Source organism: Mycobacterium sp. BK086, from assembly GCA_004362315.1.
GTDB lineage: Bacteria > Actinomycetota > Actinomycetes > Mycobacteriales > Mycobacteriaceae > Mycobacterium.
The window spans coordinates 418,296-442,704 of record SNWL01000007.1 but is presented as its reverse complement, the minus strand read 5'-3'; the positions used below and the strand labels follow the sequence as shown (position 1 = coordinate 442,704).

At 66.9% G+C, this 24,409-nt stretch carries 19 protein-coding genes; 12 read left to right on the top strand and 7 right to left on the bottom strand.

Annotation, left to right across the window (positions count from 1 at the left end; translation table 11 throughout):
• Positions 1-60 precede the first annotated feature (60 nt).
• The 4 genes from EV580_RS25850 (at position 61) to EV580_RS25835 (ending at position 6,217) form a co-directional block, all read left to right on the top strand.
• Entirely contained in the window at positions 61-1,272 is a 1,212-nt protein-coding gene (locus EV580_RS25850) for an acyl-CoA dehydrogenase family protein (protein WP_133694826.1), read from the top strand.
• A gap of 74 nt (positions 1,273-1,346) precedes the next feature.
• Positions 1,347-2,714 carry an LLM class flavin-dependent oxidoreductase gene (locus EV580_RS25845; protein ID WP_133694824.1) on the top strand — a complete coding sequence of 456 codons (1,368 nt, stop codon included), beginning with the start codon at positions 1,347-1,349 and terminating at the stop codon, positions 2,712-2,714.
• 63 nt (positions 2,715-2,777) lie between these two features.
• Entirely contained in the window at positions 2,778-4,763 is a 1,986-nt protein-coding gene (locus EV580_RS25840) for a molybdopterin-containing oxidoreductase family protein (protein WP_133694822.1), read from the top strand.
• Between the two features lie 89 nt (positions 4,764-4,852).
• The gene (locus tag EV580_RS25835; RefSeq protein WP_133694821.1) at positions 4,853-6,217 is read left to right on the top strand and encodes a wax ester/triacylglycerol synthase domain-containing protein; all 1,365 of its coding nucleotides are present in this window, start codon (positions 4,853-4,855) and stop codon (positions 6,215-6,217) included.
• Between the two features lies 1 nt (position 6,218).
• Here the strand turns inward: EV580_RS25835 and EV580_RS25830 are convergent, their stop codons facing one another.
• Together EV580_RS25830 and EV580_RS25825 are read right to left on the bottom strand one after the other, a co-directional pair.
• The gene (locus EV580_RS25830; RefSeq protein ID WP_133694819.1) at positions 6,219-8,840 is read right to left on the bottom strand and encodes an AAA family ATPase; all 2,622 of its coding nucleotides are present in this window, start codon (positions 8,838-8,840) and stop codon (positions 6,219-6,221) included.
• A complete protein-coding gene (locus EV580_RS25825; protein WP_133694818.1) occupies positions 8,837-9,985 on the bottom strand; it encodes a metallophosphoesterase family protein in 1,149 nt (382 codons plus the stop codon). Before EV580_RS25825 ends, EV580_RS25830 begins: the two co-directional genes overlap by 4 nt.
• A 105-nt stretch (positions 9,986-10,090) precedes the next feature.
• Here EV580_RS25825 and EV580_RS25820 point away from each other — a divergent pair, with 105 nt between their 5' ends.
• Positions 10,091-10,594 (top strand): SixA phosphatase family protein, encoded by a 504-nt coding sequence (locus EV580_RS25820; protein WP_133695055.1) that lies wholly within the window; start codon positions 10,091-10,093, stop codon positions 10,592-10,594.
• On the opposite strand, the gene EV580_RS25815 is transcribed toward EV580_RS25820, so the two are convergent.
• Complete coding sequence (locus EV580_RS25815) at positions 10,591-11,139, bottom strand: DUF3558 domain-containing protein (RefSeq protein WP_133694816.1); 549 nt, start codon at positions 11,137-11,139, stop codon at positions 10,591-10,593. The two genes, EV580_RS25820 and EV580_RS25815, sit on opposite strands and share 4 nt — an antisense overlap.
• Positions 11,136-11,693 (bottom strand): DUF3558 domain-containing protein, encoded by a 558-nt coding sequence (locus EV580_RS25810; protein ID WP_133694814.1) that lies wholly within the window; start codon positions 11,691-11,693, stop codon positions 11,136-11,138. Before EV580_RS25810 ends, EV580_RS25815 begins: the two co-directional genes overlap by 4 nt.
• Positions 11,694-11,858: 165 nt before the next feature.
• Between EV580_RS25810 and EV580_RS25805 the strand changes: the two genes are divergently transcribed.
• From EV580_RS25805 to EV580_RS25795, 3 genes are all read left to right on the top strand, one after another.
• Positions 11,859-13,604 (top strand): ABC transporter ATP-binding protein, encoded by a 1,746-nt coding sequence (locus EV580_RS25805; RefSeq protein ID WP_133694812.1) that lies wholly within the window; start codon positions 11,859-11,861, stop codon positions 13,602-13,604.
• A 26-nt stretch (positions 13,605-13,630) separates the two neighbouring features.
• Entirely contained in the window at positions 13,631-15,508 is a 1,878-nt protein-coding gene (locus EV580_RS25800; protein WP_133695053.1) for an ABC transporter ATP-binding protein, read from the top strand.
• A gap of 113 nt (positions 15,509-15,621) precedes the next feature.
• A complete protein-coding gene (locus EV580_RS25795) occupies positions 15,622-16,794 on the top strand; it encodes a hypothetical protein (protein WP_133694810.1) in 1,173 nt (390 codons plus the stop codon).
• Positions 16,795-16,815: 21 nt separating this feature from the next.
• Here the strand turns inward: EV580_RS25795 and abmR are convergent, their stop codons facing one another.
• Complete coding sequence (gene abmR, locus EV580_RS25790) at positions 16,816-17,385, bottom strand: ATP-binding transcription factor AbmR (RefSeq protein ID WP_133694809.1); 570 nt, start codon at positions 17,383-17,385, stop codon at positions 16,816-16,818.
• A gap of 93 nt (positions 17,386-17,478) precedes the next feature.
• Here abmR and EV580_RS25785 point away from each other — a divergent pair, with 93 nt between their 5' ends.
• Complete coding sequence (locus tag EV580_RS25785; protein WP_133694807.1) at positions 17,479-17,685, top strand: hypothetical protein; 207 nt, start codon at positions 17,479-17,481, stop codon at positions 17,683-17,685.
• A 12-nt stretch (positions 17,686-17,697) separates the two neighbouring features.
• Here the strand turns inward: EV580_RS25785 and EV580_RS25780 are convergent, their stop codons facing one another.
• Positions 17,698-18,819 (bottom strand): adenylate/guanylate cyclase domain-containing protein, encoded by a 1,122-nt coding sequence (locus tag EV580_RS25780; RefSeq protein ID WP_133694805.1) that lies wholly within the window; start codon positions 18,817-18,819, stop codon positions 17,698-17,700.
• 26 nt (positions 18,820-18,845) lie between these two features.
• Here EV580_RS25780 and EV580_RS25775 point away from each other — a divergent pair, with 26 nt between their 5' ends.
• Complete coding sequence (locus tag EV580_RS25775; protein ID WP_133694803.1) at positions 18,846-19,349, top strand: DNA-deoxyinosine glycosylase; 504 nt, start codon at positions 18,846-18,848, stop codon at positions 19,347-19,349.
• Between the two features lie 38 nt (positions 19,350-19,387).
• A complete protein-coding gene (locus EV580_RS25770) occupies positions 19,388-22,549 on the top strand; it encodes an AAA family ATPase (protein WP_286171854.1) in 3,162 nt (1,053 codons plus the stop codon).
• Here the strand turns inward: EV580_RS25770 and EV580_RS25765 are convergent.
• A complete protein-coding gene (locus EV580_RS25765) occupies positions 22,546-23,937 on the bottom strand; it encodes an amidase (protein ID WP_133694802.1) in 1,392 nt (463 codons plus the stop codon). The two genes, EV580_RS25770 and EV580_RS25765, sit on opposite strands and share 4 nt — an antisense overlap.
• Positions 23,938-23,973: 36 nt before the next feature.
• Here EV580_RS25765 and EV580_RS25760 point away from each other — a divergent pair, with 36 nt between their 5' ends.
• The gene (locus EV580_RS25760) at positions 23,974-24,405 is read left to right on the top strand and encodes an HIT family protein (RefSeq protein ID WP_133694800.1); all 432 of its coding nucleotides are present in this window, start codon (positions 23,974-23,976) and stop codon (positions 24,403-24,405) included.
• Positions 24,406-24,409 lie beyond the last annotated feature (4 nt).

Sequence of the window (24,409 nt, the reverse complement as noted above, 5' to 3'; positions counted from 1 at the left end):
TTAGGTTCGGGGTGAGCCAAAGCAGTGCCCGTGGTATCGAACCTCGCGTAGAACGGGGCCATGACCACAGTGGAACCTGTCAACCGCATCCTTCCCGGCACACCCGAATTCACCGCACTGCTCGCGAACATCAGGGCCGGCGCCAAAGACCGAGACCTCAACGACGAGAACCCCTTTGACCAAGTCGATGCGCTCAAGCGGGCCGGTTTCGGCACGCTTCGCCTGCCCGCCGAACTCGATGGTCCGGGTTTCACTGTCCGTCAATTGTTTTCGACGATCGTCGATGTCGCGGCAGCGGATCCGATTGTGGCGCACATCTTCCGGACCCACTTCTGGTTCGTCGAGGAACGTCTGCGCACTCTGTCGGACCCGCGATCGCGGCAGTGGCTGACAAAAGTCGCAGACGGCAACATCGTGGGCAACGCGTTCAGCGAAAAGGGCTCGAACGCCGTCGGCAGCCTGGTGTTCAACACCCGGCTCCTGCCCGTTCCCGGCGGCTTCCGCCTCACCGGCGAGAAGTACTACAGCACCGGGACCCTGTTCGCCGATTACCTGACCGTCACGGCGACCACCGACCACGACTCCGTGGCGACGGTGATCGTGCCCGCCGACCGCGACGGCGTGCGGCTGGTGGACGACTGGGACGGCTTCGGCCAGCGCCGCACAGGCACCGGGACCACGACGTTCACCAGCGTCGACGTCGCTCCCGACGAGGTGTTGACCGACGCCTCCTACGACGCCGACCCGGTCCCCACGGTGCAGTACGCGTCGCTGCAGCTGTACATCCATGCCGTGGTCGCCGGGGTCCTGCAGACGATCGTGGACGACGGCGTCGAGCTGCTGCGCTCGCGCACACGTAGTTTCAGCCACGCGCTGACGGACAACCCCGTCGACGATCCGCTCTACCAGCGTCAGCTCGGTGAGCTGGCCAGCACCGCCTACATCGCACGTGCCGCGGTGCTCGACGCGGCGGCGGCCATCGAGGCGGCGACGGACTCGGTGCGCGATGGGGTGCCCGACGCCGACCTGTCGTCCGAGGCCCAGCTCAAGGTCGCCAAGGTGAAGGTCCACCTCGACGACGTCGCACCGGAGGCGGCCACCCGGCTGCTCGAGCTCGGCGGCGCGAGTGCGGCCAGCCGCCAGCGCAACCTGGACCGGCACTGGCGCAATATCCGCACCATCACGCTGCACAACCCGGTGGCCTATAAGGCACGGGTCGTCGGCCAGAACCTGTTGCACGGCAGCCCAATCCCCGCCAACGCCTACTTCTGACATCCCAGCGATTTCGGCGCGAAAATCGCCGCTGAGCGACGGTTTCCGCGCCGAAATCGCAGAAAGAGACCACCATGACCCGACAGCTCCACCTGGGCGGCTTTCAGATCGCCTCCCAGGTCACCCACTCCCACGCCGCCTGGCGGCACCCGGCCAGCGACACCGGGTTCCTCACGCCCGAGTACTACCACCGCATCGGGCGGATCCTGGAACGCGGCAAGTTCGACTTCCTGTTCTTCGCCGATCTGCTCGCCGCGCCGGTCCGGTTCGGTGACGGGATCGCCGAGCCGCTGCGACGCGGGACGCAGGCGACCGCCACCCTTGATCCGTCCATCGTGGCCGCCAGCATCGCCGCCGTCACCTCTCGCCTGGGACTGGCAATCACCAAGTCGGCCACCTATTTTCACCCCTACGAGCTGGCCCGCATCTTCGCCAGCCTCGATCACATCACCCGCGGCCGGGCGGCCTGGAACATCGTCACCTCGCTCACCCAGGGCGAGGCGCAGAACTTCGGTCACGACGACCACCTCGGCCACGAGTTCCGCTACGAACGCGCCGACGAGTTCGTCCGCACCACGCTCGAACTGTGGTCGAGCTGGGATCCCGATGCCCTCGTCCTCGACAAGGAGTCAGGGGTGTTCGCCGACCCCGACCGCATCCGCCACGTCGACCATGACGGCCGCTACTTCCGCTCCCGCGGGCCGCTCAATGTGCCGCACTCCCCACAGAGCCGGCCGGTGCTGATCCAGGCCGGGTCGTCGAACACCGGCAAGGACTTCGCCGCCCGCTGGGCCGAGGCCATTTTCGAGATCGACCCCACTCCTGAGGGCCGACGCGCCTACTACGACGACATCAAGTCCAGGGCGGTGAACTTCGGCCGCAACCCCGACACGGTGCTCATCTTCCCGGCGTTCATCCCGTTCATCGGCGAGACCGAGTCGATCGCCCGCGAGAAGCAGGCGTATCACAACGAGCTCGCCGACCCGATCTCCGGACTGATCACCTTGAGCGTGCACACCGACCACGATTTCTCCGGCTACGACCTGGACGCCCCGGTCGAAGACGTCCAAGTCAGTGGCACCCAAGGGCTTTTCGACGCGGTGCGCCGCGTCGCCAACCGGGACAACCTCACCTTGCGCGACGTCGGCGCCTGGTACGCCCAGGGCGTGCTGTTGCCCCAGTTCGTCGGGACAGCAACACAGGTGGCCGATCAGATCGAGGAATCGTTCACCTCAGGTGAGGCCGACGGCTTCATGGTGTCGTCGGCGACGACACCGGGGACATTCAACGATTTCGTCGACTCGGTGGTCCCGGAGCTGCAACGGCGCGGACTGTTCCGCACCGAGTACACCGGAACCACGCTTCGCGATCACCTCGGGCTGGGCAACGTCGCCGACTCGAACGTCGGGGCGCGAGACGAGCGGCTGCCCGCCGCCGGCTGAGCATTCGCTCAGCATTTCCCTCAATATCAAGTACTTGCCACGCTCGGCGAGTAGCTTGCGGCTATGCAAACGGTGCGCAGTTTCTGCCGGGTGTGCACGTCGGTCTGCGGCATCCTGGTCGACGTCGACGGCGATGAGGTGCTTCGCGTCCGCGGCGATCAGGACCACCCGTTCTCCAAGGGCTACACCTGCGCGAAGGGCCGGGCGCTGCCACTGCTGCACCACCATCCGGCGCGTCTGGAGAGGCCGCAGATGCGGGTGGACGGCCGACTGCGGGACGCCTCATGGGATACCTGCCTGGACGACCTGGCCACCCGGCTGAAGGCGATCATCCACGAGCACGGGCCCCAATCGGTCGCCTTCTACTTCAGCACCATGGAGAGCGCCGGCTTCCGGATGGCCGAAGCCCTGCACGCCGCGATCGGCACCCCGGCCAAGTTCAGCCCGCTCACCATCGACGGCACCGCCAAGCCACTGGTCTCCGATCTGGTCGGCGGATTCATGGGGTTGTCGGGTCGTACCGACCTCGACAACTGCGATTTCCTGATGCTCGTGGGCGTCAATCCTGTTGTCTCACATGGGCATGCGATCTCCATGCCCAACCCGACCGGCACTGTGCGCGATATCGCCAGCCGCGGACAGGTGTGGGTGATCGACCCGCGGCGGACCGAGACCGCCCGGCTGGCCACCGGGCATCTTGCTCCCCGACCCAGCACCGACCACGCGGTGCTGGCCTATCTGATCCGCGAGATCTTGATCGATGGCGCGAAGACCGATGTGCCCGTGCAGGGCTTGGACGAGCTGACCGCTGCGGTCGAGCCGTTCACGCTGGAGCACACCTCATCGCTCGCCGATGTCCCCGGACACGAGTTGGCGCGACTGGCGACGGCGGTCCGCGAAGCACGTTGTGTCGCCATCGAAACCGGTACCGGGGTGACGATGACCGCCGAGCGGGGCAACGTCACCCAGTGGCTGGCCTGGGTGTTGATGATTCTCACCGGCGCGATGAACCGCCCGGGCGGGACGTGGTTCCATCCGGGGTTCGCCTACCAGCTGGAGGCGTTCGGCGAGTTCCTGCCGATCACGCCGGTCGAGGGATCGTTCGGCCCAGGACCGCGAAGCCGTCCCGAAGCGCAGGCCTTCATCAACGAATGGCCTTGTGCCGTATTGCCTGACGAGATCGCCGCGGGCAACATCCGCGCGCTGATCAACGTGGGCGGCAGCCTGGTCACATCGTTTCCGGAGACCGGCAAGCTGATCCCCGCCCTACAAAATCTCGAAGTGTTCGCCAGCACCGAGATCATCGACAACGAGACCACCCAGCTGGCCACACACGTTCTGCCGACCAAGGATCCGCTGGAACGCGCCGACATCACCATCCACGACATCCTCAGTTCACGAGTGTCGGTGCAGCACACCCCCGCTGTCGTCGCACCGGTCGGTGAACGGCGATCGATGTGGTGGGTGTTCGCCGAACTGGGCAGGCGGCTGGGTTACGACATGGGCGGCCTCGGTGATCCCGCCAGCAGCAGCGACGACGACGTGCTGGCGGTCCTGCTGGCCGGCGGGCGGTGCTCGTTCGACGATGTGGTGGCGAAGGGCTGGGCCGAAGCCCCGCAGGATCTGCCCGCGCCGTGGGTCGAGGATCACATCGGCCGGATGGGTGGCTGGCGGCTGGCCCCACCATTGTTGGTCGATCAACTGGCGGCGCTGCAACCTCCTGCCCCCTTGGTGATGGTGCCGCGCCGCCAGCGCAAGAAGCTCAACGGCCAACTGGACTTTCTCGGCGAAACCGCCGAGATCATCATCAACCCGGCTGACGGTAGCGCGGCCGGCATCGTCGACGGCCAATCGGTCACCGTGCGCAGTGTCAGCGGCGAATTGACCGGTGTCGCAAGGGTTGACGACTCGATTCGGCGCGGCGTGGTGTCCATCCCGCACGGCCACCACACCGCCAACGTCAATCGCCTGACCAACTCCGGCGACATCGACACGGTGACCGGCATGGTGCGGTACTCCGGCATCCCGGTCAGCCTGCACCCGGGATAGGACCTCAGTCTTAGGGGCCAAAGTCCTCAAGTGATCGGGCGATGTTCTCCCCGGCGCCCCGCCGTCGTACGTTGGCGAGGGAGAACATCATGACCGAATTCATGCGCAACTCAGACGCGTTCACCTGGTCGATGGAGGCCGATCCACGGCTGAGATCGACGGTGGTGACGGTGGTCCTTCTCGACCGGTCTCCGGATTGGGACCTGGTGCGGGAGCGCTTCGAGATGATCAGTCGAGAGCTGCCGATATTCCGTCAGCGGGTGGTCGATTCACTGCCTCCCGCGCCGCCACGCTGGCAACATGTCACCGATTTCGATCTCGACTACCACATGCGCCGGGTCTCGGCCGCTGAGCCTGGCAACCTCGACGGCGTGTTCGAGATGGCCCGACTGGCCGCGATGGCGGACTTCGACCGGGCTCGCCCGATGTGGGAATGCACTCTCATCGAGGGCCTCGAGAACGGTCAGGCAGCGGTGCTGTGCAAGTTCCACCATGCGCTCACCGACGGCATCGGTGGTGTGCAGATTGCGATGGCATTGTTCGATCTGACCGACGAGCCACCTGCCATCGGCGACGCGGGGCAGGCCCCAGCCGTATCCTCGCGCACGCAACTTGCTGCGTATCGGGACACCTTGCGCTACGACGTGAACCTTCTCGGCAAGGTGGTGACCGAGTCAGCCAAGCTCGGTCCCAGGTTGCTACTGAACATGATTCGCCGACCGATACAGACCGCCGAGTCGGCGAGCGAACTCGCCGCGTCGATCTACCGCACCGTTCGCCCGGTCAACACGACCGGTTCACCGCTGATGAAGCGTCGCTCGCTGGTCCGCCGACTCGGCGTGCTCGATATTCCGATGCCGCGCCTTCGCGAAGCAGCCCACCGAAGCGGTGGCGCACTCAACGACGCCTTCGTCGCGGGGGTGGCCGGCGCCTTACGCCGGTACCACGACAGGCACGGCGTCGGTGTCTACGACCTTCATCTGACGATGCCGATCAGCCTGCGTGCCGACGGCGACGCGATGGGCGGGAACCGAATAACTTTGATGCGCTTCGACGTCCCAGCCGGAATGGCCGATCCGGCGCGGCGGATCAGCAGCATCCGCGAACTCACATCCCGGGTTCGCCACGAAAAGTCGCTGCCCTATACACAATTGATCGCGGGTGCACTGAACCTGATGCCCCGCTGGTACATCGGTTCGATCCTGCGTCACGTCGACTTTTTGTGCAGCGACGTGCCCGGAATTCCGGTGCAGGTTTACCTCGGTCACGCCAAAGTGCTCGGGCAGTACGCGTTTGGCCCGACGATCGGCTCGGCAGTCAACGTCACGCTCGTGACCTACATGGACAACTGCGCGTTGGGTATCGACGTCGACACGGGTGCGATCCCCGACTTCGAGGAGTTCTACGACTGCCTGATAGAGAGTTTTGACGAAGTATTGGCGTTAGCGGATTAGCTCAGGCGGTCAGCTCGATGACATGGGCGTCCTGCACACCCAGGTAACGGGTCGGGGTGCAGGTGAGCACGATGACCTGACCGTGGTCGCCCACGGTGTCGAAGACGGCACCCATCTTGGTCAGGCGTTCGGGATCGGTGAACCCCAGCGCATCGTCGATGACCACCGGCACGGTGTCTTCCGGGGCCACCAGCGCCGCGCCGGCCAGCCGGGCCAGAATGCCTAGCTGTTCCTTCGCCCCGCCCGACAGGGAGTCATAGGGAACGGTGCGACCGTCCAACGTGCGGTTGGAGATTCGCAAGTCGCTGTCGACCTCGACTTCGAAGGTCGGCCCGAACACCGGGCGGCCCAGCCGCTCGATTTCGGTTCGGAACGGCGCGACGTAGCGCGCCCTGGTGTTGTCGCGGTGGCGCGCCATGACCGACCGCAACAGCTCGGCCGCCCTGGCGCGGCGGGCCACCCGCGAATGCTCGGCGAAGGCGTGCTCACGCACGATCTCAGCGGCATCGAGGCTGCCCTTGCGGCCCTCGTTGCCCATCACGCCCAGCTCGACGGCGATGTCGTTGAGTGCCTGCCCGACGCCTGCATGCTCGCGGTCCAGGTCTTCGGCCGCCGCCTTGGCAGCAGCCAATTCCCCTTGCACCGCGGCCGGATCCGCTGCCGCGTAGCGCTGCGTCAGTTCGGCAACACCGGTGGCCGCCTGCCGATGCACCTCGACATCTGCGGCCGCCAGCTCAGCCACCTGCTCGTCGGAACTGACCGCCCGCAGTGTCGCGAGCCGCATCGTTGCCCCGTCCAGTTCAGTGATGGCGTCGGCCAGTTTTGAGCGCAGAACCGTTGCTGCTGTGCTCTTTTCGGTCAGCTTCACATTGGCGGCCGCGATCGCCCGCTGGTGCAGATCCGCCTGGGACTTCGCATTTTCGCGTGCCTCGATGGCCCCGACGAAGGCCGCACGCGCGGCACCGGCGTCGACACCGGCAACCAGGAGCACCGGTGAGATCTCCGCGCGCAGGGCTGCCAGCCGCACGCGCATCTGGGCAAGCCCTTCGTCCTCGCACAACCCGGCCAGTGTCGCCGACAGCTGGTCACGATCGCCGGTGAGTTCGCGGCGACGCGCGTCGATCGCCCGGGCGCGCTCGATATCGGCCGCACCGCCTTGCGACAACGCTTCGGCCATAACGCGTTGCGCGGCATCGAGTTTCGCCTGCGCATTCGACGTGGTGGTGGCCGGATCGATCCGCACACTCAGCAGCCCGGGCACCTCGACGGTGCTCGGCGCCGAGCTCGACGGCGTCCAGCGCTGACCCGCCGACAGCCGGATGGTCTGCTCCCCCACCGTCAGCTCGAGATCGGCCGCCGCAGTGAACTCCACCGTGGTGGCGGTCAATGCGAGCTGCGCCTCGATACGGTCGACCAGGGCCGCCGCCGACTCGATATCGGCCATCACGTCGGCGGTCAGCGTGATTCCGGAGAGCTCACGGTTCAGCTCGGCCAGCTGGCGCTCGGCCGCCTCGACGCGCTCCACCCGCGCGGTAAGGCGCTGCGCCTGCTCACTGTCGGCCAGCGCATCGACCACTCGGCGGGCCTGGTCCACCGCTTCCTGGGCGACGTTGAGCGTGGTGGCCGATTCCGCTGCTGCCGCACAAGCCATTTCGACGACTTCACGGGCGGTGTGTTCGGCCTCGATGGCGGCGGCCAGCTGGGTCTGCACCTCGGCGACGGCCACGGTGCGGACGGCCAGTTCCTCCCGCAGTCGCACACGTTCGGCTTGCGCGGCGCTCGACGCGGCGCAGGTGCCCTGCGCCGCGGTCGCGACGAGCTCGGCCTGCCGCAGCTGGTCGGCGAGCTCAGCGAGCGCGCCGGCCGCCGCCTCGGCGGCGGCCACGCGCTCGGTGATGCCGTGGCGCCGATCCGCCAGGCCGGCCTGCTGCTGCGCCAGGTCGGCATGCCGGCGTACCCGTTCGTCGACCTCGGCGACCGCGGCAGTACAGCGGGCCACCTCCTCGTCCGCGGCGCGCAGTGCGGCGATCGCCACCGACCACTCGCCCGTCGGCCGGCCCGTCGCGGTGAAATACCGGCCGTACTCGGCGTCGATCCGTTCGATCAGCAGGGGTTCGGTGCCCGACATCGCCGCATCGTCACCCGCGGCCAGATCCAGCGCCCGGGACAGCGCATCGCATTCGGACAGATCCACCGCTGATGTCGAGCCGTTCTGCAGTACCCGCTGCGCATGCCACAGCCCGGTGTCGACGGTCTCACCGAGCATGGCCAGCACCCGGTCGTGAGCCTCGTCGCCGGTCAGCTGCTCGCGGCGCGGCGCCATGATGGTCAGCTCGGTCTCGCACTTCTTGTGGAACCGCTTGCGATAGACGAAACGGTATGGGCCCGTGCTGATCTCGGCGGTCACCTCGGACCCGACGTCGGCGTGCGTCGGCTTGACCTGCTTGACTTCTTTCTTCGTCGAGCGGTCCTTGGACTCCAACAGCAGATCGAGCGCCTCGATCATCGACGTCTTGCCGATCTCGTTGGCCCCGCAGACCACGACCACACCGTGGTCGGGAAACTCGATGTCGCGGTGCGCGATTCCGCGGTAGTTGGTCAGTGTCATGCGGTGCAGTTTCATGCCGCACTACCGCCGGCCAGCCGCAGCAACAGTCCCAGCGCACTCTGCGCATCGTGGGCGGCGTCGCCCCCGGAGCGGGCGGTGCTCACCAGCTCGTCGATCGCGGCGGCGGCGAACCCACCGATTCCGAGATCGTCGAACTCGCCGTCGGCGGGCATGACGGCGATGTTGGTGTGCCGCTCCCAGGTTCCCAACCAGGCGAACAGCCGGACGTACTTGTCCAGGCAGGCATCCAGCGCGGCCCGATCGGTGACGGTGAGCGAACCGGTCAGCCCGAGCCGGACGACGGTGCGCTCCTTGTCGGGCAGCAGGTCGAGATTGAGGTCCAGATCGGTGATGTCACGGCTGTCGTCGACTTGGCGGTGCAGCGTGACGAACCGCCACCGCCCGACGTGGTGGGACTCGACGGTCACCGGATGCGCCGGTCGGGTTTCGTCGACATCGACTACCAGGACGTGGCCCGGGTCGGCCTCGACATCGTCGAAGTTGGTCACCTCGGGCGAACCCGAGTACCAGACCCGTCCACTGTCACCGACACAGGTTCGAGAGTGCTTGTCCCCCAGGGCCACATAGTGGACCGCACCGCGCGCGAGCGCGTCGGACAGGGCGGCCAGCCGGATCAGCGACGGCTTACCCGGATCCGGATCGAGGACGTCGACCCCGCCGTGCGCCACCAGGATGCGGATGGTGCCGTCGGCGGGAAGATCGGCCAACACCGCGCCGGCCAGGTCGGTGGTCGGCGCCTTGGTGCGCCACGGGGCGACGACGAGTTGCACGCCGGGGCGCACGTCCCACAGTCCGTCGCGATCCAGCACGATCACGTTGTCCGGGCATTCGGCCTTGAACAGTGCGCTGGTGTACACCGACGATGCGTCCAGCGGGTCATGGTTACCCGGCAGCAGATACACCGGAACGCCGATGGCGCGCATGGCTTCCAGCGATTGACTGATCACCTTCGGGGCGAGCTGGTTGTGCTCGAAGACGTCGCCGGCCACCACGACGAACTCCGCGCCGGCCTGCTCGGCCAGCGCACCGAGGCCCGCGACCGCATCGCGGCGCGCGCCCGAGTAACGGGGCTGGGCTTCACCTTCCAGGAAGTGCCGCGTCATGCCGAGCTGCCAGTCGGCGGTGTGCACGAAGCGCATGTCGCTGGGGCCTTCCCTGTCTCGTCGGCGAGTGTTGGGGCGAGTGTATGGCTGCGCGCCGACAAGTCCGCGGACCTCGACCGGCATTGCGCGCGACCGTCTAGCCTGACTGGCGTGCACACCCTGATCCTGATGCGCCACGCCAAATCGGATTACCCCAACGGGGTGGCCGACCACGATCGGCCGCTGGCCGCTCGCGGCATCCGGGAAGCCGGGCTGGCAGGTGACTGGTTGCGGGCCAACGTGCCCGCGATCGACTTGGTGCTGTGCTCGTCGGCCACCAGAACCCGCCAGACCCTGGACCGCACCGAGATCAGTGCGCCGGTGACCTACTCCGAGAGGCTCTACCACGCCAACGCGGGCGCGATGATCGACGAGATCAACCGGGTCGCCAAGCATGTCGCCACACTGCTGGTCGTCGGCCACGAACCCACGATGAGCCACGTCGCGCTCGGCCTGGCCGACCCCGACAGCTCGGACGCGGACGCCGCCGAACGCATCTCGATGAAGTACCCGACGTCGGCCATCGCGGTGTTGTCGGTGCCGAGCGGCTGGCCCGGCCTGCAGCTCAGCGGCGCGGAACTGACCTCATTCCACGTGCCCCGCTAGGAGTTCGTGGCCAGCGTCAGTTCCATCAGCTTGATGGCCTGACCGCACGCGTCAATCCCGGGCGCTTGGGGGTTCACCCACCAGCCGACGACACCGCCGGCATCGCTGGCCACTCCGCATGCCCCGTTCGGATCGCTGGTCCGCAACACGATCGACGGCACACCGGCGATCGAACGGTTTTCGATCTGGTACTTGAGGAACTGGGCGACCGACCGCTCGTTGTCCAGGCTGCCCTGCTCGTACCAGAACCGAGTGATGTCCACCAGACCTGCGGGGTTGGCGGCCTGCCACCGGCACACCGCACCGACGAACGTGCTCTGGATGTCCAGCGGATCGGCTCCGACGGTCTTGGCCAGGATGTCGGTCGTGAGGACGTCGCACTCCTTGAGCAGGTTGGGGTACTGCTGAGCGGAGTTGTCATTGCGCGGCGTCACGCCTGAACCGGACTTCGCCGCGGTGCCTGCCACGGTCTTGGCGCAGCCACTGACCAGCACGAGCGCGGACAGCACCGCGACCACGACAGCGACCAACCGGCGCGGGCTCATTTGGAATTCACGATCGATTGGCGGGTCAATTCCTTGGCCACATCGCACGCCGGCGGGAACGGCTTCTCGGCGAAGCTGACCGACCATTCGATGAAGTCGTCGTTGAACTGGATTCCGACCTCGCACAGGTTGTCTCCCAGAGTCGGATCGGTGCCGATCGCGATGAATCCGCTGTGGCCCTCGATATTGATGTCCTCGACGCTGGTGCGCGACAGTTCCTCGGTCTTGCGTTCGCGCCCGATCGGGCTACCCCGGTACCAGGTGAAGGAGAAGTGCGGTCCCAGGATGCCGCCGCCGGCCAGCCACTGGCAGCCGATGGAGTTCTTGGCGGTGGTCACCAGGCCCGTCACCCGGGTCTGCTCGGCCATCGTCTGGTCGCTGATGCCTCCGCACTCGGGAAACATCGGACCGTGTTTGGCGTTGGCCGACTGCGGCGCGGGGCCCTGAGAACCCGGGGTTGGACTGGGGCCACTGCCCGAATCCGAGCATGCGCCGATGGTGGCGACGATGGCTACGGCCCCCGCAGCCACCGCGAGTTTGCGCGTCGCTGTCATGCGCGCCTGCTGCGTGTCACAGCATGCACTGTAGCGGCCACCCTTTATCACAACCACCGACATGCCGCTTGACCTGCCACTTTGCTGAGATTTCACACAGTGGGAGTTGACAGGACCCAACACGACCCCGGGAGCCCGGGTGCAGGGGTGTGCGACAGTAGCGAAATGCTCCTGGCGCTGCTGAGACAGTATGTCCGGCCGTACCGGTGGCTGGTCGCCGCGGTCATGGTGCTGCAGACCATCAGCACGCTGGCCTCCTTGTATCTCCCGACCGTCAACGCGGCGATCATCGACGACGGGGTGGCCCAGGGTGACACCGGGCTGATCGCCGAGCTCGGCCTGGTGATGCTGGCGGTGACGGGCCTTCAGGTGGTGTGCGCGGTCGGGGCGGTCTTTTTCGGTTCCCGCACCGGCATGGGTTTCGGACGTGACCTGCGCTCGGCGATGTTCCACCACGTCACGACATTCTCCGAGCAGGAGACCGCGCGGTTCGGGGCGCCGTCACTGCTGACCAGGACCACCAACGACGTCCAGCAGATCCAGGTGCTGATCCAGATGACGACCACCGTCCTGGTGACCGCGCCGATCATGTGCGTCGGCGGCATCATCATGGCGATCCATCAGGATGCCGGACTGTCCTGGCTGCTGGTGGTCAGTGTTCCGGTGCTGGCGCTGTCCAACTACTGGATCGTCACGCGCATGCTGCCGATCTTCCGCAGCATGCAACGGCTCATCGACGGCATCAATCGGGTGATGCGCGAACAACTCTCCGGTATCCGGGTGATCCGGGCGTTCGCCCGGGAATCCTTCGAGCAGGACCGGTTCGCCGTCGCCAACGCGGCGGTGTCCGACACGGCGCTGGCCGCCGGCCGCTGGCAGGCCCTGATGCTGCCGGTCACCACGCTGACCATCAACGTCTCCAGCGTTGCGCTGATCTGGTTCGGCGGGCTGCGCATCGATACCGGACACATGCAGGTCGGCTCGCTGATCGCGTTTCTGTCCTACTTCATGCAGATTCTGATGGCCGTCATGATGGCCACGCTGATCCTGGTGATGCTGCCCCGCGCCGCGGTGTGTGCCGAACGGATCACCGAGGTGCTGGGCACCCAGCCCGCGGTCAGCAGCCCGGCCTCGCCGCTACACCCCGACGGGGGTATCCGCGGTGCGGTCACCCTCGAGAACGCGACGTTCCGCTACCCGGGCGCGGAACGCCCTGTCCTGGAAGATGTTTCGCTCACCGCGCGGCCGGGAACGACGACGGCGATCGTCGGCAGCACCGGCTCGGGTAAGTCGACGCTGATCGCGCTGATCTGCCGCCTCTACGACGTCACCGACGGCGCCGTGCGCGTCGACGGCATCGACGTGCGCGACTACGACACCGAAACCCTCTGGTCGACGCTGGGTTTGATACCGCAGCGCGGCTATCTGTTCTCCGGCACCGTCGCCGACAACCTGCGGTACGGAAAGGCCGACGCGACCGAGGACGACATGTGGTCGGCGCTGCGGGTGGCCGCCGCCGAGGATTTCGTGCGCGCCCATCCCGACGGCCTGAACATGCGAGTTGCCCAGGGCGGCATCAACTTCTCCGGCGGGCAGCGTCAGCGGCTGGCGATCGCGCGGGCGGTCATCCGGCGCCCCGCCATCTATCTGTTCGACGACGCGTTCTCGGCTCTGGACGTCCACACCGACGCCAAGGTCCGCGCCGCACTTCGCGAAGAGTCCGCGGGTGCCACAGTGATCATTGTCTCCCAACGTATTTCGACCGTCGCCCAGGCCGATAACATCATCGTGGTCGACGGCGGACGCGTCGTCGGCTCCGGCACCCACGACACGCTGCTGGCCGAATGCGCGACCTATGCGGAGTTCGCCGACTCCCAGTCGGTCGGCGCCGGGGTCGGGGGCGCACAGTGACCGGGCCGGGCTTCCGCGGCGGCGGGATGCGCACGCTGACCCAGGATCCCCGGCAGGCCCGCTCACGGGACTTCACCGGCTCGGCGCTGCGGCTGCTGCGGCGACTGACCCCGCAGCGGTGGCCGACGCTTGCGGTGATCACGCTGTCCATCCTCGGAATCGCGCTCGGCGTCATCGGACCACGCATCCTCGGGCACGCCACGGACCTGTTGTTCAACGGCGTCCTCGGCCGGCAACTGCCTGCCGGTATCACCAAGGACCAGGCCGTCGCGGCGGCCCGGGCGCGCGGTGACAACACCTTCGCCGACTTGCTGTCGGGAACCAACGTGGTGCCCGGCCGTGGCGTCGACTTCACCGCGGTGGCCCACACTCTGTTGCTCGCGCTGGGACTGTATGTCGTTGCCGCGCTGCTGGTCTGGGCGCAAGCCCGGCTGCTCAACGTAATCGTGCAACGCACGATCACCGCGCTGCGCTCCGACGTGGAGGACAAAATCCACCGGCTACCGCTGTCCTACTTCGACTCTCGGCAGCGTGGCGAGCTGTTGAGCCGGGTCACCAACGATGTGGACAACATCCAATCGTCGGTGTCGTTGACGATCAGCCAGCTACTCACCTCGGTTCTGACCGTCGTCGCGGTCCTGGCGATGATGCTGAGCATCTCGCCGCTCTTGGCATTGATCACCGTCGCCACAGTTCCGTTGTCGCTGTGGGTGACCCGGGTGATCGCGCGCCGTTCGCAGCGGATGTTCATCGCCCAATGGACCAACACCGGCCGGCTCAACGCACATATCGAGGAGACCTACAGCGGCTTCACCGTCGTCAAGACCTTCGGGCACCGGGCCGCCGCCCAGGAGAAGTTCCGCGAGTTCAACTCCGATGTCTACCACGCGAGCTTCGGCGCGCAGTTCTTCTCGGGTCTGGTGTCACCGGCGACGACGTTCATCGGCAACCTCAGTTACGTCGCCGTGGCGGTGGTCGGTGGCTATCAGGTGGCGACCGGCCAGATCACGCTGGGCAGCATCCAGGCCTTCATCCAGTACGTCCGCCAGTTCAACCAGCCCCTGACCCAGGTCGCCGGGATGTACAACACGCTGCAGTCCGGGGTGGCCAGCGCCGAGCGGGTTTTCGACTTTCTCGACGAGCCCGAGGAATCACCGGATGCACCAACGGCATTGCCGAGCAATGCCATTGGGCGAGTCGAGTTCCGAGGCGTGTCGTTCAGCTATGTGCCGGGAACCCCGGTGATCGAGGATCTGTCACTGGTCGCCGAACCCGGCTCCACGGTGGCGATCGTCGGACCGACCGGCGCGGGCAAGACCACACTGGTCAATCTCTTGATGCGGTTCTACGACGTCGACGCCGGACGGATCCTGCTCGACGGTACTGACATCACGCGCGTGAGCCGGGAATCGTTGCGCTCGCGGATCGGCATGGTGCTGCAGGACACCTGGCTGTTCGGCGGCACCATCGCCGAGAACATCGCCTACGGCAAGCCCGGCGCGACCGAGGACGAGGTGGTGGACGCGGCGCGCGCCGCGTACGTGGACCGGTTCGTGCACACACTGCCTGCCGGCTACGAAACCCGCATCAACGACGGCGGCGGAAACATCAGCGCCGGCGAGAAGCAGTTGATCACCATCGCCCGGGCGTTCCTGGCCCGCCCACAATTGCTGATCCTCGATGAGGCCACGAGTTCGGTGGACACCCGCACCGAACTGCTGATCCAGCACGCGATGACCGAATTACGCAGGGAACGAACGAGTTTCATCATCGCCCACCGGCTCTCGACCATCCGCGATGCCGACAGCATCCTGGTGATCGAGGCCGGGCGGATCGTCGAAGCGGGCAACCATGCCGAGCTACTGGCCCGCCGCGGGTCGTACTACGCGATGACGCAGGCTTAGCCGCCACAGCCAAATTTTCCGTAAACCAGCAATTCCAGCAAACTTGTTATACGCTGTCGTCCCGCTGCTCGCGATAGCGCGAACAGCACCTATGACGCGAAAGGCGTTTCAGTATGGCAATTACGCATGCCTTCCTGGCTGGGCTGGCCACAAGTGTGCTGGCGGCAGGCATGGTCACCGCAAATTCTGAGGTGACACAAGAGGCCAGCACCCCCGCACTGCCGGGCGTCGAATTGACCGGCACCACGATCCCGATCATCGACTTCTACGGGACGCTCGGCCCGCTGAGCATCTTGCGAACTCTCACCCTCGAACAGAATGTCGCGCCGAACGTGCTGAATCTGAAGGGCGAAGCGGGCACCGCGTGGAACCCCGCGATCGGGCCCACCGTCACGGTGGGCAACAGCTTCGAACTGCCGATCAGCCGGACGTCCACCGCCGCGATGGTGGACCTCGGCTTCAAACCGGAATGGAAGAGCGCATCGCTGTTCCAGCCGATCGGCGCGACAGGCCCGACGATCGACCTCGCTCCCGACATCTCGTCGGAGATTCACCTGATCGAATACCGGGGCGGTACTGAGGGATACGGCTTCGGCATGAAAGGGTCGCTTGTGCAGCTCGGCCTGCAGGGCGGCTCAACGAAGCCCACGTCGATGCTCGGCGGCGCCGTCACGATCGGTCAGTACGAAACCCAGCTCTCGGTGCTGCCTACCGGCGGACTGAAGGCCGCTCTCAGCTTCTCGCCGTATTTCGGCGGCGGCGGCGCGAACATCGAATTGGGAACGACGAAGATCGGCACCACGTTGCCCAGCGGGAAGTTCGCGTTCGACACCAAGTTGTGCCTGGGGTCCGCCGCAGCCTCGTGCGGAGGTGTGATCGCTGAGGCCTCGATGACGGTTGCTCTCGGCGCCACCGTCTTGAAGGTGGGCAATACCGAAGTCTTCGCCTACGACCTCGCCCTGCCCGACGGTCTGAAGGTCGAGCTGAAGTCCACCGCCCTGACGGTGACGGGAAAGATCGGCGCGACGGTGACGATCGCGAACACCAAGGTCGGCGGGATCAGCCCGATCGACATCACGATCCCCATCCCGTCCGCGCCCGCGATCCCGTCGGTCAGCGCGCTGCGCAAGACATCGACCGCGGCAACGGTGAGCGCGGTCAAGCCGGAAGCCGCGTCGAAAGCCGCGTCACGAAAGTCGGTGAGCGACAACAAAGCCGACGCGCCCGCCGGCGCCAGCCCCAACGGCAAGGGGGTCGCCAAGTCCAACCGCCCGGCAAGGGACTGACAGAAGCGGGCACACTCGGCGTTAGAGCCCAGGACCCTCGGCGCGGAGGTCATCCACCTCGGCCATCGCCGAACGCAGCTTGGCCAGCCATTCCTCGGCATGCTCACCGACGAGCCGCACACTCCAGGCGAGCGCGTCAGACCGGGACCGGGCCACGCCCGCGTCGACCAGGGTGTCGAGCACCTGGCGTTCAGGTTGCTTGAGGCGGGTCATCACCGGAACGGCGATGTGCGTGAACAGAATTCGCTCGGGCGCCTCCGGCGTCCCCAGCTCGACCCCCCACGACACCTTGCGGCCGTACTTGTCCTGAGCCTCCTCGGCAATCCGGATGCGCTCGGAACGGGTGTCCTCACGGAAGCGTGACGCCCGCCCGGAAGCACGCGCTTCGCTGTCGGGCTTGTCGGCGGAATCCCGTAGTCGTCCGATGACGGTGATTTCCTCGCGGTCGACGATCACCGTGGGGTCGCCGGCGAACCATTCTTCAGGGAGCCGGCCGGCGAACCACTCGCCGGCATCGGTCGCGTCGGGTTGATCGGCCTGCTGCCAGCCGCCGGGGCGGCCGGGCCGACGATGCATGTGCTGATGTTTCATGAATTACATGATTACACCGTTACAAGATGAGCACCAGGCATTCTCTGAGGGCGAACGGGCACAAACCCGCTTCGGACACGGATAATGGGCCGCATGGCAGGCAAAGAGCTCGATCCCGACCGCGCCCGGGCCGCGCGCGACGTGGCGCGCCAGCACCCGGCGATGTTGGCGTTGTTGGTGGGAGCACCGACCGTCGCCGCCGTCGCGTTGGTGTGGTGGCTACTCGGACCAGGCGCGGCGATCGTGCTGCTGATCGTGGCCGTGCTGGCCGGCGGCTGGTCGGTCGTGCGTAAGCGCTGAACCCGCGTCCGCTCAGGGCTTTTCGGCGCGACGAGCGCGGAAGAGCTTGACATCGTCCTGAATACCCTTGAGGCGCCGCGCCCTGGCGAACGACCAGTCGAAGGAACGATCGTCGCCGATTTTCTCGCGGGCGGCCTGCTCAACCAGAACCGATCCGGGCCGAGCGGCCGACGTGACCCGGCTGGCCAGGTTGACCGGGCTGCCGAACCAATCGCCGACCCGGCTCACCGCCGGTCCGAATGCCACGCCCACCCGCAACTGCGGGAGCGCCTCATCGGCCTCGGTGGCTTCCACCAGGGTCAGCATCGCCTCCAGCAGCGCTGCCGCGTCCGTCGACACCAGCATCACCGCGTCACCGATCGTCTTGACGAACCGCACCGGCGGCACGGCCACATCGCGAGCCGCGTCGGCCAGCCGGTTGGCGAGCTGCTCGAGTTCCTCGGGCGGGACCGTCTCCCCCAGCCGGGTGAAGCCCACCAGGTCGGCGAACGCGACCGCCACCAGGCGAGCCCCGGGCAACGGCGCACCCGCCGCTCGTTCATTGGCGTTGACCGCTTCGGTCTCCATCGCGTGCCGCAGCTGCAGCATCAGCATGTCCTGGATCATCGGGCCCAGTAGCGGCGCTGCGTTACTCACCAAGGCCTGTACGCCCTTGGCCATCTCGAGCTCGGTCGTCCCCGCGTGCATCGTCGACGCCACACCGGTGTAGCGCATCGCCTCGGCCGCGCGTGAAAGCCCTTCTGCCAACACCCGAACCACGGTCAGCATCTGGTCGGGGTCCAACCCGAGATCGAGGAACCGCTTGATGTGATCGACGATCTCCGCGTCGGGTTTCAGGTACACCGCCGCGTCCGGATCCTCCACCGACCCCAGCCCGCTGGCCCGCAGGAACCGCATGATCTGGTCGATCTCCAGACCGGACCGCTCGCTGATCTGCCGGACCGACAGCCGGGTGCCGTCATCGCCGAGACTCCGGCGGCCGGGCAACAGCATCGGCGCGAACGATCCTTGAATCTCCTCGACGGTGATGCCCTGCTCCTGCAGCCACGGGATCAGTTCGGCCCGCTGGGCGCGGGCATCGCCCGTCAACCCGTCGAGCAGCCCGGCAGCATCCGGGTCGACGGTGTCGGTCACCGCCCCAACGTATACCGTCGTTCCTGATGTCACGATCCCCGCTCCTGGAGGGGCTGCCGCCGATCGGCTCCCCCGATGCGCGGTTGGTGATCCTCGGCAATATGCCCAGCGTGCTGTCGCTGGCGTCCGGGCAGTACTACGGCAACCCGCGAAATGCGTTCTGGCGCATCATCGGCGAGCTGTTCGACTGTGAAGCCGATGCCCCGTACGAACAACGCACCGCCACGCTCGACCGTCACGGGATCGCCGTCTGGGATGTGCTCAAGGGATGCCTGCGCATCGGCAGCCTGGACTCCGCGATCGAACCGGACAGCATGGTGCCCAACGACTTCGCCAGGTTCTTTGCCACGCACACCAAAGCCGATCTCGTGCTGTTCAACGGCGCTGCCGCCGAGCGTAACTTCACCCGGCTCGTCCATCTCGAGCTACCAGCAACCACCCTGCGGCTGCCGTCGACCAGTCCCGCGCAAACCATGCGCTACGCCGACAAACTCGGCGCCTGGAGTGCGGCGCTGACGGGCGCTCGATAACCCTTCGGCGCAGGCCATGGCCGCTTATTCTCGGTCAGGTGGCGGTCGATAGCGCGACGTGCCGAGTATGTGGCGCCCAGCCGCGCCCGGGCGCGCGGTTCTGCGACTCGTGCGGTTCGCCGCTCACCGACACCGAGATGCCCGCGGAGTACAAACAGGTCACGGTCCTGTTCGCCGACGTGGTGCGGTCGATGGACCTCGCCGCCGCGTTGGGCCCGGAACGGCTGCGCGAAATCATGACCAATCTGGTCGAACGGGCCACCGGTGTCGTGACCCGCTACGGCGGCACGGTCGACAAGTTCACCGGTGACGGCATCATGGCGATCTTCGGCGCACCGGCCGCCCTCGAGGATCACGCATTTCGCGCGTGCCTGGCGGCCCTCGGCTTGCAGAACGAGGCCCGCCAGCTGGCAGCCGAGATCGAGAAGGTCGACGGACTGCAGTTCGAGCTGCGAGTCGGCCTGAACTCCGGGCAGGTCATCACCGGCGACATCACGTCGAGCCCAACGAGTTACACCGCCGTGGGTGAACAGGTCGGGCTGGCGCAGCGGATGGAATCGGTGGCACCGCCCGGCGGGGTGATGCTCAGTGAATCCACCGCTCAACTGGTCGACGGCACGGTCGAGTTGGCTGACGCGGAGCAGGTTCATGTCAAGGGCGCGCAGGCACCCATGACGGCGCGACGCCTGCTGGGTGTGTCGAGCCGGCTGCGCCGCAGGCAGACGGCCGAGACCACACTCGTCGGCCGTACCTGGGAGCTGGCCAGCATCGCCGGCATGCTCGACGAGGCCATCGGCGGGGCGGGCGGTGTGGTCAACCTTGTCGGCCCACCGGGGATCGGTAAAAGTCGCATCGTCCAGGAGGTCACCGCGCGCGCGGCCGAACTCGACGTCGACGTGATCGCCGCCTCCTGCGAATCGCACACCAGCGACCTGCCCTTCCACGCCGCCTCAGCACTGCTGGCCGCGGCCCTCGACGTCGCCGGAATGGACAAGGCGGCGGCCAGAGCCCAGGTTCGCGAACGAGTGCCCGAGACCGGCGCCGATGATCTGCTGCTGGTTGACGATCTGCTGGGAATCGCCGATCGCGACGCGCAGACACCGGCGATCGAAGCCGATGCGCGCCGACGCAGGCTGACGAGCCTGCTCGACGCCGCCCTGATGGCCCGGCGGCGGCCAACGATGTTCGTGCTCGAAGACGCGCATTGGATCGACGAACCCAGCGAAGCCCTGTTGTCGAGTTTTCTCGAGGTGGCGCCGCAGACTCCGTCACTCGTGCTGATCACCTTCCGGCCCGAATACCGGGGTGCGCTGGCCAAAGCGCCGGGCGCCCAGACGATCACGTTGCGGCCGTTGAGCAATACGCAGACCTCGGCGCTGACCAGTGAGCTGCTGGGCCGGCACTCCTCGGTACGAGAGCTTGTCGACCACATCGCCGAACGGGCGGCCGGCAATCCGTTCTTCGCCGAGGAGATCGTTCGCGACCTCGCGGAACGCGGTGTGCTGGAAGGAGTTCAGGCCGGATACAGCTGCACGGTCGATATTGCAGATATTCGGGTACCTGCCACACTGCAGGCCGCGATCGCCGCGCGTATCGACCGGCTCGGCACTGCCGCGAAGAGAACGCTGTCGGCGGCATCGGTCATCGGGTCCCGCTTCAACGCGGAGCTACTCGAAGGTCTGGGTGTGACACCGGCTTTCAGCGAGCTGTTGGACGCCGAACTCGTGACACGCGTGCAGTTCACATCACACGACGACTACGCCTTCAAGCATCCCCTGATCCGCACCGTGGCCTACGAATCGCAGCTCAAGTCCGACCGCACCGGGCTGCACCGCCAGCTGGCCGCGCTCATCCAGACCCAGAGCTGCGGCGACGACAGGGCCGCCGCCGTCGCCGAGCATTTCGAGGCCGCCGGCGACCTGCGGACGGCGTTCGACTGGCATATGCGGGCCGGACAGTGGCTGACCAATCGGGACATCGCCGCGGCCCGCGCGAGTTGGCAGCGGGCCAGACAGGTCGCTGACGAACTGCCCAACAACTCCCCCGATATCGTCGCGCTACGGATAGCGCCACGAACATTGTTGTGTGCCAGTGCATATCGTGGCGGCGGGCGCGTCGCCGATACCGGATTCGACGAGCTTCGCGTACTCTGCGAGCAGGCAGACGATCGCCGGTCCCTGGCTATCGCGATGGCAGGCTTGCCAGTGTCGATGACACTGTTGAACAAACACCATGACGCCGTGATGATCGCCGGCGAGCAGGAGCAGCTCGTCGAATCGATCGGCGACCCCCTGCTGACGGTGGGCTTGTTGCACGGTGTGATCACCGCACGACTGCACGCCGGCCAGGCCGAGGCGGCGGCACGAACGGCGCAACGCGTCATCGATACGGCCGGAGGCGACGCCACGATGGGCGAATTGCTCATCGGTTCCCCGCTGGCCCAGGCGACCATGCTGCGTGGCGTAGCCCGGTGCACATTGGGGCGACCCGGCTGGCGCACGGACTTCGCCGAGGGCATTGCGTTGGCGACTGGTTCGGACGCTGTCACCCGGGTGATCGTTGTCTCCTATCCCTACGGAATGCTGCTACTGAACGGCGTTTTCGTGCCCGACGACACCTTCTTCGAAGCAGTGCGAAATGCCTTCAGCACCGCCGAACAGTCGGGTGATGACTTCACCCTTGGCATGGCCGGGTTCGCCTATGGCGCTGCGTCGATCGCCCGTGACGATATCGACCCGGCGATCGGCGCCCAAGTCCTCGAGGAAGTTCTCGATTCGGTCGTGGGAGAAGAGAACGGGTTTCGAGCAACTCCGGCCACTGTTGCACTGGCGTCCTACCGCGCGAGATTCGGAAATGTCGACGGCGCGATACGGATGGCCAGGACACTGGTCGACAGCACCGCCGACACCGGCGAGATGATTCTGCGCGGCCCCGCTACCTCAGTGCTGGTGCAGGCGTTACTGCAGCGCGGAACCGGCGACGATGTGCAGGAAGCACGAACGCATATCGAGCGGTTGGCGGCGGTGCCCACCGATCCAGGCTTCGTCTTGTTCGATGTGCCGCTGCTACGGCTGCGCGCACTGCTGGCGCGCAGCGATGGTGACGACGCGCGCTACCGCGATTTCCGCGATCGCTACCGGGCGATGGCCAATGCGCTTGACTTCCAAGGACATATGGCGCTTGCCGAGGCGATGGACTAGGACACCGGGGGACGACGGTGCGCCCACGGGCGGGCGGTTTCGATCTGGTGACTCAGCGACAACAGCGTCGCCTCGTCCGACGGCCTGCCGACCAATTGCACAGACACCGGGACCCCGTCACGGTCCAGCCCCCACGGCACGACCGCGGCGGGTTGGCCGGTCGCGTTGAAGATGCCCTGGAACGGCACCCGGGAGGCCACCCGCGCCAGCGTCGACACCCCGCCGCGGCGCTGATACTGGCCAATCCTGGACGGCCCCAACGCCGTTCCGGGGGTGACCACCACGTCGACATCGTCGAAGATCGACTGCACCCGAGCACACAGTGCCGGTTCGGCGGCCCGCACCCGGGCGATCTGGGCGTCGGAGATCAGCCGGCCGAGGCGGGCGATCCCCTTCGTCCTCGGCTCGAGCCGCTCCCGATGCGGCAGCGCCGCGACATCCTCGTAGCAGCCTCGCCACATCCGCGGCAGCAGATGGCCGTACACGGCCCAGGCCGGATAGTCCGGATCGCGCCAGAGCACGTCGTGGCCGAGGTCACGCAACAGCGTCTCTGCTTCGTCCAGTGCTTTCTGTTGCGCTGACCCGATGCGCGCGATCACCGTCGGCGGCACCTTGGTGCTCAACGCAATTCGCAGCCGGCCGGGCTCGCGGCCGGCCGCGGTCACGAATCCGCCAGGCGGGCCGGGTTGTGTGGTCGTCGCGTCGAGGAACAGTGCGGCGTCCTCGACGGTGCGGGCCAGCGGGCCGTTGACGGACAGGCCGCACCAGGCGTCGTCGTGCGGGGCCATCGGCACGCGGTCACGCTGCGGCTTGAGTCCGAAGAGCCCGCACCAGGTGGACGGAATCCGGATGGATCCGGCGCCGTCGGATCCCAGGGCCATCGGTGCCAATCCCGCGGCCACCGCCGCCCCGCTGCCGCCGCTGCTCCCGCCGGGGGCACGAGCCAGGTCCCACGGGTTGTGCGTGGCACCGAATGCGATGGTCTCGGTGAAGGGCCAGAGCATCATCTCGGGAACGGCGGTCTTACCCAGGATCACCGCGCCCGCCTCACGCAGCCGGCGCACCACATCGGCGTCGGCGGTCGGCGCCAAACCGTAGGCGCTGCTGCCGTAACAGGTGAACTCGCCGGCGACATCGACGTCGTCCTTGATGGCGATCGGCACCCCCAACAGAGGCCTGCGTTCGCCGGCGTCGAGCAGTTCCTGGGCAGCCGCGGCATCGCGACGCGCGTTGTCGGTGAACACCACGCGGTAGGAGCGCAACTCCCGGTCGACGCGGGCGATCCGGTCTAGATAGAGCTCCAACAGCGCAGGTGCGGTGATCGTGCCGTTGACGAGCATGCGCGCCTGCTCGGCGGCGCCGGCAAACGCAATGTCGGTGGAGTCCATCTGCCGCAGCGTAGCGCCGACCGCTACGGTGGCGAGATGGCATGCGTGTTCTGCGAGATCGTCGCCGGTAGGGCGCCGGCCATCCGCGTCTACGAAGACGACGACTACCTGGGCATCCTCGATATCCGGCCGTTCACCATCGGCCACACACTGGTCATTCCGAAGCGGCACAGCGTCGACCTGACCGATACGCCTGCTGAGACGCTGGCGAGCATGATGGCCGTCGGGCAGCGAATCGCCCAAGCCACCCGCGCGTCCGGGCTGGGCGCGACGGGGAACAACATCGCCATCAACGACGGCAAGTCGGCGTTTCAGACGGTGTTCCACATTCACCTGCACGTGGTGCCCCGCCGCGATGGCGACAAGATCTCGTTCGCCAAGGGGATGCTGCTGCGCCGCGATCCCGACCGCGAGAACACCGGGCGAATTCTGCGCGACGCCCTGGCCGCACTGGATACGACCGGATGAGAGT

Bases quoted from the DNA above. Each gene is read 5' to 3' on its own strand.
- EV580_RS25775 (WP_133694803.1), top strand. From the start codon at position 18,846: ATGTCACGATCCCCGCTCCTGGAGGGGCTGCCGCCGATCGGCTCCCCC.
- EV580_RS25760 (WP_133694800.1), top strand. From the start codon at position 23,974: ATGGCATGCGTGTTCTGCGAGATCGTCGCCGGTAGGGCGCCGGCCATC.
- EV580_RS25795 (WP_133694810.1), top strand. From the start codon at position 15,622: ATGGCAATTACGCATGCCTTCCTGGCTGGGCTGGCCACAAGTGTGCTG.
- EV580_RS25765 (WP_133694802.1), bottom strand. From the start codon at position 23,937: ATGGACTCCACCGACATTGCGTTTGCCGGCGCCGCCGAGCAGGCGCGC.
- EV580_RS25845 (WP_133694824.1), top strand. From the start codon at position 1,347: ATGACCCGACAGCTCCACCTGGGCGGCTTTCAGATCGCCTCCCAGGTC.
- EV580_RS25825 (WP_133694818.1), bottom strand. From the start codon at position 9,985: ATGCGCTTCGTGCACACCGCCGACTGGCAGCTCGGCATGACGCGGCAC.
- EV580_RS25810 (WP_133694814.1), bottom strand. From the start codon at position 11,693: ATGACAGCGACGCGCAAACTCGCGGTGGCTGCGGGGGCCGTAGCCATC.
- EV580_RS25805 (WP_133694812.1), top strand. From the start codon at position 11,859: ATGCTCCTGGCGCTGCTGAGACAGTATGTCCGGCCGTACCGGTGGCTG.
- EV580_RS25840 (WP_133694822.1), top strand. From the start codon at position 2,778: ATGCAAACGGTGCGCAGTTTCTGCCGGGTGTGCACGTCGGTCTGCGGC.
- EV580_RS25830 (WP_133694819.1), bottom strand. From the start codon at position 8,840: ATGAAACTGCACCGCATGACACTGACCAACTACCGCGGAATCGCGCAC.
- EV580_RS25785 (WP_133694807.1), top strand. From the start codon at position 17,479: ATGGCAGGCAAAGAGCTCGATCCCGACCGCGCCCGGGCCGCGCGCGAC.
- EV580_RS25850 (WP_133694826.1), top strand. From the start codon at position 61: ATGACCACAGTGGAACCTGTCAACCGCATCCTTCCCGGCACACCCGAA.
- EV580_RS25835 (WP_133694821.1), top strand. From the start codon at position 4,853: ATGACCGAATTCATGCGCAACTCAGACGCGTTCACCTGGTCGATGGAG.
- abmR (WP_133694809.1), bottom strand. From the start codon at position 17,385: ATGAAACATCAGCACATGCATCGTCGGCCCGGCCGCCCCGGCGGCTGG.
- EV580_RS25800 (WP_133695053.1), top strand. From the start codon at position 13,631: ATGCGCACGCTGACCCAGGATCCCCGGCAGGCCCGCTCACGGGACTTC.
- EV580_RS25815 (WP_133694816.1), bottom strand. From the start codon at position 11,139: ATGAGCCCGCGCCGGTTGGTCGCTGTCGTGGTCGCGGTGCTGTCCGCG.